Genomic DNA, 16,438 nt, shown 5'->3' on the forward strand with positions numbered 1-16,438 from the left:
TTAGCTGTTCTTTCTGTTATATGCGTTGATGACCACCAGCCCGTGGCTTGTCAGGTCATCGTTGAATTCGTCAAATAGGTCTTCGGATTGCTGGAACAATGGTGCCAGCCCCCCGGTGGAGATGACTTTCATCTCGCGGCCATGCTCGGCCTTGATGCGGGCGCAAATCTCCTTGATCAGCCCGATATAGCCCCAGAACACACCCGATTGCATACATGCAACCGTGTTTGTGCCGATCACCATCTGCGGTTTGGTGATGTCCACGTGGGGCAGTGCGGCGGCGGCCTGATGCAGCGCCTCCAGCGACAGGTTCACACCCGGCGCGATGACGCCGCCGATATAGGCGCCGTCCCGGTCCACCACGTCGAAGGTCGTCGCGGTGCCGAAGTCGACCACAATTAGGTCGCCCCCATACAGATCGTACCCCGCCACCGTATTTACAAGCCTGTCGGGCCCCACAGCGGTGCCTTCGTCGACCCGCACATCTACGGGCAGCACGCAGCCCTCCTTGCCCACCACGATGGGACGGGTGTTGAAGTAGCGGTCCGCGAAGACCCGCAGGTTGAACACGACGCGCGGCACGGTCGAGGACACGATCACCTCGGTGATCTCCACGTCGATCTTCTGAAACGCCATCAGCGAGGACAGCCAGACGTAGTACTGGTCCGCCGTGCGCTGCCACTCGGTCGAGGTGCGCCACGTCGCGATAAACCGCTCCCCATCCCAGATGGAAAAGACCGTGTTGGTGTTCCCGCAGTCAATCGCCAGCAGCATCAAAAACCCTTCCGTTGCGCGTCTCTACCGCGCGGCGTGCGCAGCGTAAACCGGGTCTTAACGCGCGGCGCGCTATCCCGTGGCCCGCTAGCAAACCGCGCGCGGGACTTTCCACCCCGCTCGCACCCCGACCGATTGCACGCAAGCCGCAATCACCGGTGAGACCAATGGCTGACTTCATGTGCAGGCTCGGGGCAAACCCTCGGGCGGCGCCGCCTTTCATAGGTCCCGTAGGATGGGTGATCTCACCCATCGCCCTCTCAAGAGAAATAGACATCCGCCGCGGCAATCACCTCTGCGCCTTTTGGCGTGCGCAGGATCAGGTTGCCCGCCTCGTCGATGCTCTCGAAGGTGCCCGTGATCTCCGCGCGCGAGGTGCGGGCTGTGATCACCTCCCCCAGCCGCGCGGCGCGCTTCAGCCAGTCCTCGCGGATTTTTCCGAAACCCAGCTCTGCGAAGATCGCCTCTTCGGTCGCAAAATTCACCGCCAGCTTCTCAAGAAAATCCTCGGGGCCGACCAGATCGCCATGCTCGGCCAACGCGGTCGGCGGAAAGGCTGCATCCTGCACGCCGTCGGGCACCGCCTTCAGGTTCACGCCCACGCCGATGGCCAGCCATTCCACCCCCTGCGACGTGCCCATGCTTTCCAGCAAAATGCCCGCGACCTTGCCGCCCGACAGCAGCACGTCATTGGGCCATTTCACCGCCAGCTTGGTGCGGTCCACATGCAGCGCCAGCGCCTCGAAAAGCGCATTGGCCGCCATGAAAGACCGCAGCGCCGCATCAGCGGGCCCGCCTTCGGGGCGCATCAGCAAGGTGGCAGACAGATTGCCTTCCGGGTTCACCCACGCCCGGCCCTGCCGGCCGCGCGCGGCCGTCTGGCGGTGGGCCATCACCCAGGTCGGGCGTCTTAGGTCCGGGGCCAGCCGCGCGGCCTCTGCCATGGTGCTGTCGACCTCATCGCGGATGATGCGGTCGACCCCTTCGGGCCAAAGCGAGGCGTGCGGCTCAGTTGACAAGAGCCCCCGCCGCCGCCATCGCCGCCCCCTCGATCCCGAAAAGGTTGATGACGCCCAGAAGCATCGCCGCCGCCGATCCCATGAGCAGCGCCCATCCAACCATCGGCATGGAGCCGTTGAGCGCCTCGCGCTCCTCGCCGAAATACATGAAGTAGACAATGCGCAGGTAGTAGAACGCGCCGATCACCGACGCGATCACGCCCGCGATGGCAAGCCACGCCATGCCCGCATCCACGGCGGCCTGCAGCACATAGAACTTGCCGAAGAAGCCCACGAGCGGCGGGATACCTGCCAGAGAGAACATCAAGACCAGCATCGCCAGCGCGCGGCCCGGCTCCTGCTTGGAATAGTTCTGTAACGCGTCGATGTCGGTGACGGGCTGGCCGTCCTTTTCCATCGACAGGATGAAGGCGAAGGTGCCTACGTTCATCGTCACGTAGATTGCCATATAGACCAACATCGCCTGCACACCGCCCGCGGTCCCCGCGGCAAGCCCCATCAGCGCAAAGCCCATATGGGCGATGGACGAATAGGCCATCAGGCGTTTGATATCGCGCTGCCCGATGGCCGCGATTGCGCCCAGGAACATCGACACGACCGACAGGAAGGCCACGATCTGCGACCAGTCCGCGACCGCACCGCCAAACGCGTCATGCACCACCCGGGCGAACAGCCCCATGGCCGCCACCTTGGGGGCGGTGGCAAAGAAGGCGGTGATCGGCGTCGGCGAGCCCTCGTAGACGTCGGGCGTCCACATGTGGAATGGCGCGGCGGACACCTTGAAGGCCAAGCCGGCAGAGACGAAGACCAGACCGAAGAGCAGGCCCAGCGAGATGCTCTCGCCCTCGGCCATGGTCGACAGGATGCCCTCGAACAGGGTGGTACCGGCGTAGCCGTAGACCAGCGAGGCACCATAGAGCAGCATCCCCGAGCTCAGCGCGCCGAGGACAAAGTATTTCAGTCCGGCCTCGGTCGATTTAAGCGAGTCTCGGTGCAGCGACGCCACGACGTAGAGCGACAACGACTGCAGCTCGAGCCCCATGTAAAGCGCCATAAGATCGCCCGCGGAGACCATCATCATCATGCCCACCACGGCGAGCGCGACAAGGATCGGATACTCGAACCGGAACAGGCCGTGCTTGGCCATGAAATCCTGGCTCAACAGCAGGATCGCCGCCGCGGACAGCAGGATCATCACCTTGGCAAAGCGCGAGAAGCCGTCATCGATGAAGGCCCCGCCAAAGGCGGTCTGCGTGCCCTCGCCATTGAAGCCGATCCACGCGGCCAGCAGCACGAAGGCGAGCGACGTGGCCCACAGGATCACCGGCGCCGCGCGGTCCTTGGTCGTGTAGACCCCGCCCATCAGGGCGGCCATCGCGAAGACCGCCAGCAGGATCTCCGGAAGAACGACATTCAGGTCAGCTTGGATCATCTCAAATCGTCCTTAATTCCCGGCCACAGCCGTGCGCACGCCGCTGTCAAGCAGCGCGCTGTCATAGTTGCTTACCAGCGCCTCGACGCTGGGCCCGATCAGGTCCAGCACCAGCGCGGGGTAGACGCCCAAGAGGATCGTCATCACCACCAGCGGCGCGAAGATCGCGCGCTCGCGCGTGGTCATGTCGGTGATCGACTTCAGGCTCTCCTTGATCAGATCGCCCATGACAACCCGGCGGTAGAGCCACAGCGCATAGGCCGCGCTCAGGATCACGCCGGTGGTCGCGAAGACCGCGATCCAGGTGTTCACCTGGAAGATGCCCATCAGCGTCAGGAACTCCCCCACAAAGCCCGAGGTGCCCGGCAGGCCAACATTGGCCATGGTGAACAGCATGAAGATCAGCGCGTAGGCCGGCATGCGGTTGACCAGCCCGCCATAAGCGTCAATCTCGCGGGTGTGCATCCGGTCGTAGATCACGCCCACACACAGAAACAGCGCGCCGGAGATAAAGCCGTGGCTGATCATCTGAAAGATCGCCCCGTCGATGCCCTGCTGGTTGGCCGCAAAAATGCCCATGGTCACGTAGCCCATGTGGGCCACGGAGGAGTAGGCGATGAGTTTCTTCATGTCATGCTGCGCCAGTGCGACCAGCGATGTGTAGATGATGGCAATGACGCTCATCCACAGCACGTAAATGCCCAGAATGTCGGAGCCGACGGGGAACATCGGCAGCGAGAAGCGCAGGAAGCCGTAGCCGCCCATTTTCAGCAAGATCGCCGCCAGCACGACCGAGCCCGCCGTGGGCGCCTGCACGTGCGCATCCGGCAGCCAGGTATGCACCGGCCACATCGGCATCTTCACCGCGAAGCTCGCGAAAAACGCCAGCCACATCAACGTCTGCATCCCGCCCACGACGGTGATGCCCGCGACCGGGAAGCTCTCGGACGCGAAGGTGTGGGTCAGCAGTGTCGGGATGTCGGTGGTGCCCGCGTCCAGATACATCGCGATCATCGCGATCAGCATCAGCACGGACCCCAGCAGCGTGTAGAGGAAGAACTTGAAGCTCGCATAGATGCGGTTCGCCCCGCCCCAGATGCCGATGATCAGGAACATCGGGATCAGCCCTGCTTCGAAGAACAGGTAGAACAGGATCAGGTCCAGCGCGCAGAAGACGCCCAGCATCAGGGTCTCGAGCACGAGGAAGGCGATCATGTAGTCCTTCACCCGGGTCTTCACGTCCCAGCAGGACGCGATCACCAGCGGCATCAGGAAGGTGGTCAGCAGCACGAAGGTGACCGAGATGCCATCCACGCCCATCTTGTAGTTCAGGCCCAGGATCCACTCGCGCTCTTCAACGAACTGGAAGCCCGTGTTGGCAGGGTCGAACCCGGTATAGACGAAGATCGACAGCAGGAAAACCACGGAGGTGGTGATCAGCGCCAGCCACTTGGCGTTGCGCTGCGCGGCCTCGTCATCGCCGCGCAGGAACAGCGCCAGGATCAGCGCACCGACCAGCGGCGCGAAGGTGATGAGTGACAGAAGGTTGTCCATTATTCCGCCCCCCCGGTGACGCTGGGCCCGCCGATGGCGAACCACGTGATGATGATCACAACGCCGATGACCATGGCGAAGGCATAGTGGAACATGAAGCCCGACTGCGCCCGGCCCGCGAGCCGCGTCAGGAACGGTACTGCCCCCATCGCCACCCCGTTGATCGAGCCGTCAATGACCGCCCCGTCGCCCCGCGTCCACAGGAAATTGCCCAGCCACTTGGCGGGCCGGATGAACAGGAAGTCGTAGATCTCGTCGAAGTACCACTTGTTGAGCAGGAACTGGTAGAGATGCTTCTGGTTGGCCGCCAAGCGCCCCGGCAGGGACGGATTCTTGATGTAGAACATCCACGCCGTGAAGAAGCCCAGCAGCATGACCACGAAGGGCGACACCTTAACCCAGTTCGGCACGTAATGCGCATCATGCAGCACGTGGTTGTCCGGCGCCATATGGATCGCGCCCTGCCCCGGCTTGGCGGCGGGCTTGTCGGCGTGATCGTCGCCTTCTTTGTCCTCGGTCGCGGCAAAGGCTGCGCCCACGGGCTGCAACGGCTCCATCAACGCGTGCTTCTCGCCGGAGATGCCGAAGAACTTTGCCACGCTCTCGTCCGAGCCAAAGAACGGCTTGTAGAACACCATGCCCGAGAAGATCGCACCCACCGCCAGCACCGCCAGCGGCGTCAGCATCGTGGCGGGGCTTTCATGGGCATGCTCGTGGGTGTGCTTGTCGCCCCGCGGCTTGCCATAGAAGGTCATGAACATCAGCCGCCAGCTGTAGAAGCTGGTGAACAGCGCGGCGATCACGAGGATCCAGAAGGCGTAGCCCATCGGCGTGTGCGCATAGGCGCTCTCGATGATCGCGTCCTTCGACACAAAGCCCGCAAAGCCCACGGGGAAGCCCACATAGAGCAGCGGAATGCCCACGCCGGTGATCGCCAGCGTGCCGATCATCATCGCCCAGAAGGTCTTGGGGATCTTGTGGCGCAGCCCGCCATAGTTGCGCATGTCCTGCTCGTGATGCATCGCGTGGATGACCGAGCCCGCGCCAAGGAACAGCATCGCCTTGAAGAAGGCGTGGGTCAGCAGGTGGAACATCGCCACCGAGTAGACCCCGACGCCCGCCGCCACGAACATGTAGCCCAGCTGCGAGCAGGTCGAATAGGCGATCACCCGCTTGATGTCGTTTTGTACCAGACCCACCGTGGCCGCGAAAAATGCGGTGGCGGCGCCGATGGCGATGATGAAGGTCTGCGCGGCCGGGGCGTATTCGATCAGCGGCGACATGCGGCAGACGAGGAATACGCCCGCGGTCACCATGGTGGCAGCGTGGATCAGGGCCGACACCGGGGTCGGGCCCTCCATCGCGTCGGGCAGCCAGGTGTGCAGGAACAACTGCGCCGATTTGCCCATGGCGCCCACGAACAGCAGGAAGGCCAGCAGGTTCGCCGCGTTCCACTCTGTCCATAGGAAGGTGATCTGGGTCTCGGCAATCTCTGGCACCGCCTCGAACACGTCCGAGAAGTTGATGCTGTCGGCCAGATAGAACAGCCCGAAGATGCCCAGGGCGAAGCCGAAATCCCCCACCCGGTTGACCACGAAGGCCTTGATGGCGGCGGCATTGGCCGACGGCTTCTTGTAGTAGAACCCGATTAGCAGATACGAGGCGACGCCGACCCCTTCCCAGCCAAAGAACATCTGCACCAGATTGTCCGAGGTCACCAGCATCAGCATCGCGAAGGTGAAGAAGGACAGGTAGGCAAAGAAACGCGGCTTGTAGCTGACGCCCTCGTCGAAATGGTCGTCATGGGCCATGTAGCCAAAGGAATAAAGGTGCACGAGCGCAGAGACGGTGGTGATCACGATCAGCATGATCGTCGTCAGGCGGTCCATACGGATGGCCCAGCTCGTGTCCAGCGTGCCGGACTGGATCCAGCGCAGGAGCTCGATGGTCTCGGTCGTGCCGTCGAAGGTCAGGAAGGCAATCCAGCTCAGGATCGCCGACAGGAACAAGAGCGCCGTGGCGATCACGCAAGCCGCCTGCTCGCCGATGAACTTCCAGCCGAAGCCGCAGATCAGGCTGCCGATGATGGGCGCAAAGAGGAGGGTCGTTTCCATAGCTCGGTTTACCTCGTGAATGGCGCTCGTTGGGCCATTTGGCTTTCTGGATAGTGGATGCTGCACCCAGCAAACGGATTGAAACGGTTACGCTCCGCCATTGCATCGAGCTGCACAGACACTTGGCGGGTGTATTCAAGATCGTGCGTCCGCGCCATAGCCTCAATCGAAGCGATTGACACGTTTTTGGTGAATTCCATCGGACCGTTAGGTGAGACGAGATGCGCCACCTTCAGACCCGATCTGGGGAAGTAGGGTGCAATGAACGGATCGCGACCATGCTGCTCACGGTAAGCAGCGATGCTCTTCTCTATAGCCAAACGGTCTTTGCGATTATACGTACCATAGAGACGAAGCAGGTCGCCATCGTTGCAGTCGGCAAGGATGAGATACTCACTCATTGGCGGGCATGGAGTGCCACTCAGGATCGTTTGAGCCGTGAGGCCGCGACCGATCGCTTTGATTTTCAAGCCCGACACCACATGATTTGGGCGGTCACCGGCCTCGACAAAGCTGCCGTCTTCGGAAACGTCAATTGGTTGATCGACGTAATGTATCGTCGCGTCGAGACTGCATGCGACGGCAGCCTTGGCAGTTAATAATACACAGGCGATGGCCAACAAAATATGGAAGCGCAGCACTTTCATCAGCCCTTCATCACGTTGACGTCTTCCACGGCAATCGTGCCGCGGTTGCGGAAGAAGCACACCAGAATGGCCAGCCCGATGGCGGCCTCGGCGGCGGCGACGGTCAGCACAAAGAGCGTGAACACCTGCCCCACCAGATCACCCAGGAAGCTCGAGAAGGCCACCAGATTGATGTTGACCGCCAGGAGCATCAGCTCGATCGACATCAAGATGACGATCACGTTCTTGCGGTTCACGAAGATGCCGAAAATGCCAATGACGAACAAAGCCGCCGCGACTGTGAGATAATGTTCAAGTCCGATCATTTCGTATCTTTCTTGTAGGGTGTCTTGGCCCCGACGGCGTCGGGGAAGTTCTCGTGGCACGCGCAGCTTTCGGCGCGGGCGGTGGTGCGTTTGGTGGCGACGCCCTCGGCGCGCAGCAGGCCCTGGATGTCGCCCATCGTGTAGCCCTCGCGCGCGTCGAGCGCGTTGAACATCACCTGCCGGACATTTTCCGGGTGGCGTGTGTTGCCAAGGCTGGCGGTGCGTGGGGCTGAACGGGCGCGCAAGGTCTGGCCCGTCGGGCAATGCTCCAGATAAAACCACTCGCGGTCGGTATCATCAGTGGTGATGTAGCTGACAAAGCGGTTGGCATGGGTCGCCACGAAGACGATCCCCCGGCCCTCGGCCGTGTCCCCCGAATAAGCGCAGGCCGGCGGCAGGGGCGTCAACGCCGCGGCGGGCCCTGCGGCCAGCCCCAAGGTGGCAAGGGTCAGCGCGCGCATCATGGCTGCATCCCCCCGGCAGGTGCCGCCCCGCCTGCCCCGGCGAACGGCCCGGCCAACCCGTGGACCCGGTCGGCGGGAGAAACGCCAAGTATCACAATCGGCGCGAGAAACAACGCGAGCAGGCCAAAGATCACGGCGCGGCGGACGGCGGGCTGCATCATGACGGCACCTCGTAGGGTGTCTTGTCGCCCTGCAGGTTCGGGTAGGCCGCGTCACAGGCGCAGAATTCTTCCGCGTATTGCTGGATATGCAGATCGCGCCCATCGCGGCGGATCAGCCCGGCCACGCGGTCAATGGTGAAGAAGGCGGGCGAGGCCTCGGCCTGCCGGGTGATCTTGGCGCGCACAAGCTCGGTCTTGTCGCGCACATAGCGCTCGGTGATCCGCTCTTCATGGGTGCGCAGGTCCAGCGCGATGCCGGTGCGGCAATCGGCCAGCCAGACAGTCTTGTAGACGCCCTCCGGGCTCCACCATTCGGTCCACATCACCTTGCCCGCGCCCATGTCCACATGATCGGCCACGCCGCCGTGGGAGATATGCGTGACCCGGTCGCAGGCCTCGATCGCGCCCAGCGCAGGACCGGCGGCAAGGGTCGCAACGGTCAAAACCGCCCCGTTGCGAAGCCCGCGGGGCGGCGTTTTCTTATGAAGAAAACGCACCAGAATATTTAGAATATTCTGGGTCACAGACCCTGCCCTGGTTTGACGTCCTTGAGTTCCATCTGCTCGGCCGGGTCGCGGTAGATCTGGCTGAGCACGTTCTGGCGCTTAATGTCGGAGCGGTGGCGCAGGGTCAGCACGATAGCGCCGATCATGGCGACCAGCAGGATCAGGCCCGCGGCCTGGAACAGGTAGATATACTTGGTGTAGATCAGCTGGCCCAGGGCGGCGGTGTTCTGCGTGTCCTCCACTGCGGGGGTGACTGCGTCGCGCAGGCCGGATGCGTTCTCGGCACCGGTCCAGACGCCAAAGACCAGCGCCAGCTCCATCAACAAGATCACGCCAATGAGCCCCGCAAGGGGCACGAACTTGGCCAACTCGCCCTTAAGCTCCGCGAAGTCCACGTCGAGCATCATGACGACGAACAGGAACAGCACGGCCACCGCGCCCACATAGACGATGATCAGCAGCATCGCGACGAACTCGGCGCCCAGCAGCACGAAAAGGCCAGCGGAGCTCAGGAAGGCCAGGATCAGCCACAGCACCGAGTGCACCGGGTTGCGCGCCACGACCACGAAGAGACCGGAGGTCACCACGGTCACGGCGAACATGTAGAATGCGAAATCGGCAAAACCCATCAGCTTGTCCCTTCTCCGTCCAGCACTTCGGTGGCCAGTTCCATGGCCTTCGACATTGCCGGAACGCCGCCGAACATCGCCGCCTGGGCGATGGTCTCGGCAATTTCCTGTTTCGTGGCCCCGGCCTCCACCAGATGGCGGACGGTGAGGCGGATTTGGCTCTCGGCCTGCGCGCCCTGAATCGTCAGCCCGGTGAGCGTCAGCAGCAGGCGCGTCTTGGCATCAAGCCCCTCGGGGCTCAACCCCTTGCCCATGAATTGCTCCATCATATCGGCCGACATGGTGGGCATCAGGGCCTCGAACCCCTTGGGCGTGAACGCTTCGAGTGCGGGGTTCATGGTCTTGGCCCAGTCCTGGCCCATCTTCATCATCGCCTCGAACGGGTTGGCGGGATCACTCATCGGGTGTCTCCTTCTCTTCCGCCTCGAACACTTCGATGGCGGCATTCATGGCGTTGATCATGGCGGGGAAGCCGCCGTAGAGCGTCATCTGGAAGATGATCTCGCAAATCTCTTCGCGGGTGGCCCCCACCGCGCGGGCAGAGCCGATATTGACCTTCAGCTGCGGGCGGGTCTGCGCGCCAAGTGCGGTCAGCGCCGCAATCGTGGCCAGCAGCCGGGTCTTCTCGTCCACACCGCCGCGTGCGTAGAACTGCCCGTAGGCCACATCGACCACGGTGCGCGACAAGCCGGGGACCAGCGCGTCATAGCGGGCGCGCAGGGCGTCCTCCATGCCGGGGTTCACCTTCTCGGACAGCGCTTGGCCGCGCTCATATGTGCTCATAGCGCTCACTTCACGCGCCCCAGCCGGGCCAGAAGGTCGTCGATGATCGGCGTGACCTCGTCCCAGGCGCCCGCATCCTGCCACAGGTCGGTGAACTCGGACTTGTCGGCGTCATCGATGATCGCCTCGACGGCGGTGATGGCGCGGGCGACGATGTCGTCCATGGCCTGCACCTCGTCTTCGTGCTCGATCAAGTTGTCGCGCACGTCGCCGTCGACGCGCTTGGAGGGCGCGCCGAAGCAGGTCGCGACCCCTTCGGCGGCGGCGAGCCCCGCATTGGCAACGTCGATCTCTATATAGCCCTCGGAGACCGCTTCCGACACGTCCGACAACGCGCTGTCGATCATCGACGCGCCCTCTTCCTCATACGCCGCCAGCCAGTCGCCCGCGCCGTCATTGTCGAATATGCCTGAGCCCCAAGCTCCCATCGTGTCCGGTCCTTATCTGTAGGGGGCGTCCATTTCGAGATTGCGCGCAATCTCGGCTTCCCAGCGCTCGCCATTGGCCAGCAGCTTGTCCTTGTCGTAGAACAGCTCTTCGCGGGTCTCGGTGGCGAATTCGAAATTCGGCCCCTCGACGATGGCATCCACCGGGCAGGCTTCCTGGCAGAAGCCGCAATAGATGCACTTGGTCATGTCGATGTCGTAGCGCGTTGTGCGGCGCGAGCCGTCATCGCGGGGCTCAGCGTCAATGGTGATCGCCTGCGCGGGGCAGACCGCCTCGCACAATTTGCACGCGATGCAGCGCTCTTCCCCGTTGGGGTAGCGGCGCAGGGCATGTTCGCCGCGGAAACGTGGCGACAGCGGCCCCTTCTCGTGGGGGTAGTTCACCGTCATCTTCGGGGCGAAGAAGTATTTGAAGCCCAGCTGGAACCCTTTGAAGATGTCCAGCAGCAGGAAGTACTTGGCACGGCGGCCGAGGCTTACGCTCATTTTGTCTCTCCCGTGAGGCGGCGCGCGGTCAGGCGCCCGCCCATTTCACTTCATAGTCACTTTGCAGCGCCGAGCCCTTGGCGGGTCCGGCGTCGGTTTTCTCGATTTCGTAGTACAGATACACCCGGCCCTCGGGGATCATCCCCTTGAGCCGCAGCCGGCGCCCCGTTTCGGCGGCGTCGGGGAAGTTCAGCGGTTTGGCGGCCCCGGGGATCTTGGTGAGCCCCGCGCAGATATGCACCAGGCACTGGCATTTGCGCTTCCAGTAGGTCCAGACCAGCTCTGGGTTGAACTGGTACATGCCGTGGCCGACCCAGCCGTTCATGCCATTGGCCGACACGAAGCGCCCGCCGGGCATCAGCATGTTGTAGACGTTCTCGAGCGCTTGCGGGACGTTGAACACATGCTCGATGGTGCCGCCATCGAAGATGAAGCCGAACTTGCCATGCAGGCTTTTGGGCACCGGCTGGTTCAGGTCCTGCTCGATCGACGGCCCCTCGTAGGAGGCGTAATCCATCGTCTCGATCTCGCCCAATCCCAGCTCGCGGAACAGGGTCTCGGAATACTCGTCATCCTGCAGGTAGTGGAACCGCTTCTTGGCGATCCCCGCGCGGCGCAGGGCGCTCTCATAAGACTTGGCAAAGGGTGGCTCGATCTTGAACCCCTGACGGCCCAGCATCAGCGACCGGCCCTGGGGCCGGAAGCGGGTGGAAAGGTCCACCAATTGCTGAAACAGGGTGCAGTCGACGCCCATCGCGAATTAGCCCCCCACCGTCCAGCGGGCATAGGCCCCGCCGAATGCGCCGTATTGGGCGAAGAAGGCCACGATCACGACCCACGCCAGCGACAGCGGCAGGAAGACCTTCCAGCCGATCCGCATCAGCTGGTCGTAGCGGTAGCGCGGCACCACGGCCTTCACCATGGCGAACATGAAGAAGAAGAACGACATCTTCGCGACCATCCACAGCGGGCTGTCGGGGATGAAGGGGAACGGGCTGAGCCAGCCGCCGAAGAACAGCAAGGTGATCAGGGCGCACATCAGGAAGATGGCGATGTATTCGCCGGCCATGAACAGCAGGAACGGCGTGGAGGAGTATTCGACCTGATACCCCGCCACCAGCTCGGACTCCGCTTCGGGCAGATCGAACGGCGGGCGGTTGGTCTCGGCCAGCGCCGAAATGAAGAACAGGAAGACCATCGGCAGATGCGGCAGCCAATACCAGCTGAAGAAGCCGTAATCGCCATCCTGCGCCCGCACGATATCGCCAAAGTTCAGGCTGCCGGTGGAGATGATCACACCCACGATGATCAGGCCGATGGACACCTCGTACGAGATCATCTGCGCCGCAGAGCGCAAGCTGCCCAAGAACGGATATTTCGAGTTCGACGCCCAGCCGCCCATGATCACGCCGTAAACCTCAAGCGAGCCGATGGCGAAGACGTACAGAATGGCCACGTTCAGATCGGCCAGAACCCAGGTGTCATAGAACGGGATCACCGCCCAAGATATCGTCGCCAGCACGAAGGCCAGCATGGGTGCCAGCAGGAAAACGGTCTTGTCCGCGCCCGCCGGGATCACGATCTCCTTGACGATGTATTTCAGCGCGTCCGCCGGGATTTGCAGCAGGCCAAATGCCCCCACCACGTTCGGCCCGCGGCGCATCTGCACGGCGGCCCAGATTTTGCGGTCGCCATAGACCAGAAACACCACCGAGATCAGCACAAAAGCCAGCACCGCGAGGCATTGGGCCACGATGGTCAGGGCGATGCCCGGTCCTGTCAGAAGAAAGTCAGCCATGATCCTCGGTCTCTCTTATACGGTTGGTATGCCGGTCTCGGCACACTCCGACACCACCACTTCGGCGTCGATCGTTTGTAATCCTTTGGGCAGCGCAGCCGAGATGGTGTAAACCGCATCCCCGACCCAAAGGCCACCCTCCTCTTGCACACTGGTGCGCACATGGCGCGCAAAGCCGAAGCCCCGGATCAGCGCGTATTGCGCGGCGGCGCATTTGGCGTAATCCGCGACATCTGCGTTGGTCCGCGCCCCTTCCATCCGCACCAGAAACGAGACCAGCTCGTCATCGAGCCTGCGCGTCTCGATCCCGCGGTAATTCGGCGCAAAGTAGCTTTGCGACGGGTCCACGGGCGCAGGCGCGCAAGCGGCGGCCATCATGGCCACGCCCAGCATTGGTATGAGGGCGCGCATCGCACGCTACTCCGCAGCCATCGGGGCTTCGGCGCGGGCTTTTGCGCCGGCTTGAAGCTCGCCCATCAGCTGGCTTGCGCGGGCGATGGGGTTGGTCAGGTAGAACTCGGTGATGGCGGGGCGGAAGTCGGCCTTGCCCATCTTCTTGGCCTTGAGCGGCTGCCATTCGTTCTCCGGCACCTCGTCAATGGCCGCCAGATGCGGGGCCTCGGCCACCAGCGCCTTGCGCAGCTGTGCGAGATTGTCGAAGGGCAGCACCGCCCCCAGCTCGCCCGACAGCGCGCGCAGGATCGCCCAGTTGTCCTTCGCCTCGCCCGGGGCGTGGTTGGCCCGCAGCGCCAGCTGGGGTCGGCCTTCGGTGTTGACGAACAGCCCCTGCTCTTCCGTGTAGGCCGCGCCCGGCAGGATGATGTCGGCGCGGTGCGCGCCGCGGTCGCCATGGGAGCCCTGGTAGATCACGAACGGGCCCGCCTCGATCTCGACCTCGTCGGCGCCAAGGTTGTAGATCACCTCCGCATCCTTGATGCCGTCCATGCCAGCCTCGTTGGTGCAGCCCACATCCATCGCGCCCACTCGGCCCGCAGCCGTGTGCAAAATCAACAGCTTAGATCCAGCGGCTTCGGCCATCTGCATCACGGTGCCCAGCACCGCTTCGCCGTCAGGGTCGGACAAGGCACCTTGGCCGAGGATGATCACCCCTGCCGTGCCCTGCTTGTCGGAATGGTCCATCGCGGCGAGCTTTTCGAGCGCCGCGCGGTCGGTGCCGAGGTTGACCGGATCATAGCTCAGCTCCGCCGGGGCGCCGATGCGCGCGACCTTGGCGCCTGCCAGCCACGCCTTGCGGATGCGCGCGTTCAGCACGGGCGCTTCCTTGGACGGGTCACTGCCGATGATCAGGATGGACTTGGCGGTGTCGATCTCTTCGATCGTCGCGGTGCCCACATAGCCCGAGCGGTTGCCCGCGGGCAGCTTCGCGCCATCGGTACGGCACTCCACGACGCCGCCCTGACCCTCGATCAGCTGCTTGAGCGCAAACGCGGCCTCGACCGGGGCCAAATCGCCCACTAGGCCCGCGACTTTCTTGCCTTTCATGGCGGCGCTCGCGGCTTCCAGCGCCTCGCCCCAGCCCGCTTTGCGCAGCTTGCCATTCTCGCGAATGTAAGGCGTATCAAGGCGTTGGCGGCGCAGACCGTCCCACACGAAGCGGGTCTTGTCGGAAATCCACTCCTCGTTCACGCCGTCATGGTTGCGCGGCAGGAAGCGCATCACTTCGCGCCCCTTGGTGTCCACGCGGATATTGGAGCCGAGCGCGTCCATCACATCGACGCTTTCGGTTTTCGTCAGCTCCCAAGGCCGCGCGGTGAACGCATAGGGCTTCGAGACCAGCGCGCCCACGGGGCACAGGTCGATGATGTTGCCCTGCAGGTTGCTGTCCAAAGTCTCGCCCAGATAGGACGTGATCTCTGCATCCTCGCCCCGACCCGTTTGGCCCATCTGGGTGATGCCCGCCACTTCGGTGGTGAAGCGCACGCAGCGGGTGCAGGAGATGCAGCGGGTCATATGGGTCTCGACCAGCGGGCCAAGGTCCAGATCGGTGACAGCGCGCTTGGGCTCGCGGTAGCGCGAGAAGTCCACGCCGTAAGCCATTGCTTGGTCTTGCAAATCACACTCGCCGCCCTGATCGCAGATCGGGCAGTCCAGCGGATGGTTGATCAGCAGAAACTCCATCACCCCTTCTCGGGCCTTCTTGACCATGGGCGAGTTCGTCTTGACCACCGGCGGCTGGCCTTCGGGGCCGGGCCGCAGGTCGCGCACCTGCATCGCACAGGACGCGGCGGGCTTTGGCGGGCCGCCCACAACCTCGACCAGACACATCCGGCAGTTGCCCGCGATGGTCAGCCGCTCGTGGTAGCAAAAGCGAGGCACCTCGATGCCGGCCTGCTCACAGGCCTGGATCAGGGTCATGGCCGGATCGCACTCGATCTCTTGGCCGTCGATGATGATTTTCTTCAGCTCAGACATGGCGTCACTCCGCTGCAACATGTTGGCAACCATGGGTTTTCCACATGGTTGCGTCTTTGAGATGGTCCCAGCCGAAGGCATCGGGCGTGTCGCCCTTTTGCTCCCGCAAGGCGAGGCGTTCAAGAGCTTCTTCAAGGCTCGGGCGGTGACCGATGGGCACCCACCACATGACAAAATGCATGGAGCCCAGCACCTCGAACCACTCTTGGCGTTTTTCGTAGAATTTCTTGTGCACCGTACCCCAGACGAAGGTCTCGAGCGACGCGGCATCTTCCCACACCGTCAGGTTCGGCACGAGCAGGTCGTCGCCGCCGATGGCATGGTCCGTGGCCCCCGGCCCGCCGGAGCCTTCCAGCATCCACACAAATCCCGGCATCCGCTGCCCGAGCCCGTTGATCCGGTCGATATTATCGATGAACTCGGCCACGCGCGGGTCGTCCACGGGGGCCACAAGCCGTCCGATGTTCAGCTCTGCAAGGTGGTGGCCGTCCATCACTTGCCCTCCTCGATCAAGAGCGCGCCGATGCCCGTGCCTTCGGCCATCTCGGCACGGCCTGCGTCGCAGACCAGCGTGGTCGGCGCGCCGTCCAGATCGTGTTTGTCCATGAACGCCTGCTGCCGGGCGGCGAAGCGTTCGGGGTCGTCCAGCACGTCGCTGATCGGGTCGTCGGTGCTGATGCCATCGGCCTCGAGCTTGGTGATCAGCTCGGTAGAGGCGCGGTTGGCCGCGATCGGGTTCACACTCAGGTCAGGGCAGGACATGGCGATCGTGCGCGCGGTTGTGCTCGCCACGATTGCATCAACGAGGTAGTCGGGCATCTCGCGCTTCTCCGCCATGGCGGGTGTCGCCGCGAGCACCGCGATCATTGTCCAGATTTTCATGTCTC

20 protein-coding genes are annotated in these 16,438 nt (G+C 63.2%); all 20 read right to left on the minus strand.

The annotated features are described in order from the left end of the window. The gene (locus C8N43_RS05960) at positions 1-774 is read right to left on the minus strand and encodes a type III pantothenate kinase (RefSeq protein ID WP_107844724.1); all 774 of its coding nucleotides are present in this window, start codon (positions 772-774) and stop codon (positions 1-3) included. A 260-nt stretch (positions 775-1,034) separates the two neighbouring features. Further along, positions 1,035-1,793: a biotin--[acetyl-CoA-carboxylase] ligase gene (locus C8N43_RS05965; protein ID WP_107844725.1), complete on the minus strand. Its 759-nt coding sequence runs from the start codon at positions 1,791-1,793 to the stop codon at positions 1,035-1,037. After that, positions 1,783-3,225 (minus strand): NADH-quinone oxidoreductase subunit NuoN, encoded by a 1,443-nt coding sequence (nuoN, locus tag C8N43_RS05970; RefSeq protein WP_107844726.1) that lies wholly within the window; start codon positions 3,223-3,225, stop codon positions 1,783-1,785. The genes C8N43_RS05965 and nuoN overlap by 11 nt, the downstream gene beginning before the upstream one ends. A 12-nt stretch (positions 3,226-3,237) precedes the next feature. Beyond that, on the minus strand, positions 3,238-4,779 hold the full coding sequence (locus C8N43_RS05975) for an NADH-quinone oxidoreductase subunit M (RefSeq protein WP_107844727.1): 1,542 nt from the start codon (positions 4,777-4,779) through the stop codon (positions 3,238-3,240). Then, positions 4,779-6,893, minus strand: a complete 2,115-nt coding sequence (nuoL, locus tag C8N43_RS05980) for an NADH-quinone oxidoreductase subunit L (protein ID WP_107844728.1) — start codon at positions 6,891-6,893, stop codon at positions 4,779-4,781. Before nuoL ends, C8N43_RS05975 begins: the two co-directional genes overlap by 1 nt. A gap of 8 nt (positions 6,894-6,901) precedes the next feature. Next, entirely contained in the window at positions 6,902-7,540 is a 639-nt protein-coding gene (locus C8N43_RS05985) for a hypothetical protein (RefSeq protein ID WP_107844729.1), read from the minus strand. Further along, positions 7,540-7,845: an NADH-quinone oxidoreductase subunit NuoK gene (nuoK, locus tag C8N43_RS05990; RefSeq protein ID WP_107844730.1), complete on the minus strand. Its 306-nt coding sequence runs from the start codon at positions 7,843-7,845 to the stop codon at positions 7,540-7,542. Before nuoK ends, C8N43_RS05985 begins: the two co-directional genes overlap by 1 nt. Then, entirely contained in the window at positions 7,842-8,306 is a 465-nt protein-coding gene (locus C8N43_RS05995; RefSeq protein WP_158269921.1) for a hypothetical protein, read from the minus strand. The genes nuoK and C8N43_RS05995 overlap by 4 nt, the downstream gene beginning before the upstream one ends. A gap of 160 nt (positions 8,307-8,466) precedes the next feature. Further along, positions 8,467-8,967, minus strand: coding sequence for a hypothetical protein (locus tag C8N43_RS06000; protein WP_158269922.1), 501 nt, complete (start codon positions 8,965-8,967; stop codon positions 8,467-8,469). 23 nt (positions 8,968-8,990) lie between these two features. Continuing rightward, a complete protein-coding gene (locus C8N43_RS06005) occupies positions 8,991-9,605 on the minus strand; it encodes an NADH-quinone oxidoreductase subunit J (RefSeq protein WP_107844733.1) in 615 nt (204 codons plus the stop codon). Beyond that, complete coding sequence (locus C8N43_RS06010; RefSeq protein ID WP_107844734.1) at positions 9,605-10,006, minus strand: carboxymuconolactone decarboxylase family protein; 402 nt, start codon at positions 10,004-10,006, stop codon at positions 9,605-9,607. The genes C8N43_RS06005 and C8N43_RS06010 overlap by 1 nt, the downstream gene beginning before the upstream one ends. Continuing rightward, positions 9,999-10,388, minus strand: coding sequence for a carboxymuconolactone decarboxylase family protein (locus C8N43_RS06015; RefSeq protein ID WP_107844735.1), 390 nt, complete (start codon positions 10,386-10,388; stop codon positions 9,999-10,001). The genes C8N43_RS06010 and C8N43_RS06015 overlap by 8 nt, the downstream gene beginning before the upstream one ends. A 5-nt stretch (positions 10,389-10,393) precedes the next feature. Further along, positions 10,394-10,816: a DUF4259 domain-containing protein gene (locus C8N43_RS06020; RefSeq protein ID WP_107844736.1), complete on the minus strand. Its 423-nt coding sequence runs from the start codon at positions 10,814-10,816 to the stop codon at positions 10,394-10,396. A gap of 12 nt (positions 10,817-10,828) precedes the next feature. Continuing rightward, positions 10,829-11,320, minus strand: a complete 492-nt coding sequence (nuoI, locus tag C8N43_RS06025) for an NADH-quinone oxidoreductase subunit NuoI (protein WP_107844737.1) — start codon at positions 11,318-11,320, stop codon at positions 10,829-10,831. Between the two features lie 28 nt (positions 11,321-11,348). Further along, on the minus strand, positions 11,349-12,074 hold the full coding sequence (locus C8N43_RS06030; protein ID WP_107844738.1) for a class I SAM-dependent methyltransferase: 726 nt from the start codon (positions 12,072-12,074) through the stop codon (positions 11,349-11,351). A gap of 6 nt (positions 12,075-12,080) precedes the next feature. Then, positions 12,081-13,118: an NADH-quinone oxidoreductase subunit NuoH gene (gene nuoH, locus C8N43_RS06035; protein ID WP_107844739.1), complete on the minus strand. Its 1,038-nt coding sequence runs from the start codon at positions 13,116-13,118 to the stop codon at positions 12,081-12,083. Positions 13,119-13,133: 15 nt separating this feature from the next. Beyond that, the gene (locus C8N43_RS06040) at positions 13,134-13,529 is read right to left on the minus strand and encodes a hypothetical protein (RefSeq protein WP_107844740.1); all 396 of its coding nucleotides are present in this window, start codon (positions 13,527-13,529) and stop codon (positions 13,134-13,136) included. A gap of 6 nt (positions 13,530-13,535) precedes the next feature. Further along, entirely contained in the window at positions 13,536-15,551 is a 2,016-nt protein-coding gene (gene nuoG, locus C8N43_RS06045) for an NADH-quinone oxidoreductase subunit NuoG (RefSeq protein ID WP_107844741.1), read from the minus strand. Positions 15,552-15,555: 4 nt separating this feature from the next. After that, positions 15,556-16,044 carry a DUF3291 domain-containing protein gene (locus C8N43_RS06050; RefSeq protein WP_107844742.1) on the minus strand — a complete coding sequence of 163 codons (489 nt, stop codon included), beginning with the start codon at positions 16,042-16,044 and terminating at the stop codon, positions 15,556-15,558. Further along, positions 16,044-16,433 carry a DUF5333 family protein gene (locus C8N43_RS06055; protein ID WP_146174169.1) on the minus strand — a complete coding sequence of 130 codons (390 nt, stop codon included), beginning with the start codon at positions 16,431-16,433 and terminating at the stop codon, positions 16,044-16,046. The genes C8N43_RS06050 and C8N43_RS06055 overlap by 1 nt, the downstream gene beginning before the upstream one ends. Positions 16,434-16,438: the final 5 nt, after the last annotated feature.

The sequence above is a fragment of the Litoreibacter ponti genome, from assembly GCF_003054285.1.
GTDB classification, from domain to species: Bacteria; Pseudomonadota; Alphaproteobacteria; order Rhodobacterales; family Rhodobacteraceae; genus Litoreibacter; species Litoreibacter ponti.

Coding starts and splice junctions, on each gene's coding strand:
- C8N43_RS05960 (WP_107844724.1), bottom strand. CDS start 774: ATGCTGCTGGCGATTGACTGCGGGAACACCAACACGGTCTTTTCCATC.
- nuoN (WP_107844726.1), bottom strand. CDS start 3,225: ATGATCCAAGCTGACCTGAATGTCGTTCTTCCGGAGATCCTGCTGGCG.
- C8N43_RS05975 (WP_107844727.1), bottom strand. CDS start 4,779: ATGGACAACCTTCTGTCACTCATCACCTTCGCGCCGCTGGTCGGTGCG.
- nuoL (WP_107844728.1), bottom strand. CDS start 6,893: ATGGAAACGACCCTCCTCTTTGCGCCCATCATCGGCAGCCTGATCTGC.
- C8N43_RS05985 (WP_107844729.1), bottom strand. CDS start 7,540: ATGAAAGTGCTGCGCTTCCATATTTTGTTGGCCATCGCCTGTGTATTA.
- nuoK (WP_107844730.1), bottom strand. CDS start 7,845: ATGATCGGACTTGAACATTATCTCACAGTCGCGGCGGCTTTGTTCGTC.
- C8N43_RS05995 (WP_158269921.1), bottom strand. CDS start 8,306: ATGCGCGCGCTGACCCTTGCCACCTTGGGGCTGGCCGCAGGGCCCGCC.
- C8N43_RS06005 (WP_107844733.1), bottom strand. CDS start 9,605: ATGGGTTTTGCCGATTTCGCATTCTACATGTTCGCCGTGACCGTGGTG.
- C8N43_RS06010 (WP_107844734.1), bottom strand. CDS start 10,006: ATGAGTGATCCCGCCAACCCGTTCGAGGCGATGATGAAGATGGGCCAG.
- C8N43_RS06015 (WP_107844735.1), bottom strand. CDS start 10,388: ATGAGCACATATGAGCGCGGCCAAGCGCTGTCCGAGAAGGTGAACCCC.
- C8N43_RS06020 (WP_107844736.1), bottom strand. CDS start 10,816: ATGGGAGCTTGGGGCTCAGGCATATTCGACAATGACGGCGCGGGCGAC.
- nuoI (WP_107844737.1), bottom strand. CDS start 11,320: ATGAGCGTAAGCCTCGGCCGCCGTGCCAAGTACTTCCTGCTGCTGGAC.
- C8N43_RS06030 (WP_107844738.1), bottom strand. CDS start 12,074: ATGGGCGTCGACTGCACCCTGTTTCAGCAATTGGTGGACCTTTCCACC.
- nuoH (WP_107844739.1), bottom strand. CDS start 13,118: ATGGCTGACTTTCTTCTGACAGGACCGGGCATCGCCCTGACCATCGTG.
- C8N43_RS06040 (WP_107844740.1), bottom strand. CDS start 13,529: ATGCGCGCCCTCATACCAATGCTGGGCGTGGCCATGATGGCCGCCGCT.
- nuoG (WP_107844741.1), bottom strand. CDS start 15,551: ATGTCTGAGCTGAAGAAAATCATCATCGACGGCCAAGAGATCGAGTGC.
- C8N43_RS06050 (WP_107844742.1), bottom strand. CDS start 16,044: ATGGACGGCCACCACCTTGCAGAGCTGAACATCGGACGGCTTGTGGCC.
- C8N43_RS06055 (WP_146174169.1), bottom strand. CDS start 16,433: ATGAAAATCTGGACAATGATCGCGGTGCTCGCGGCGACACCCGCCATG.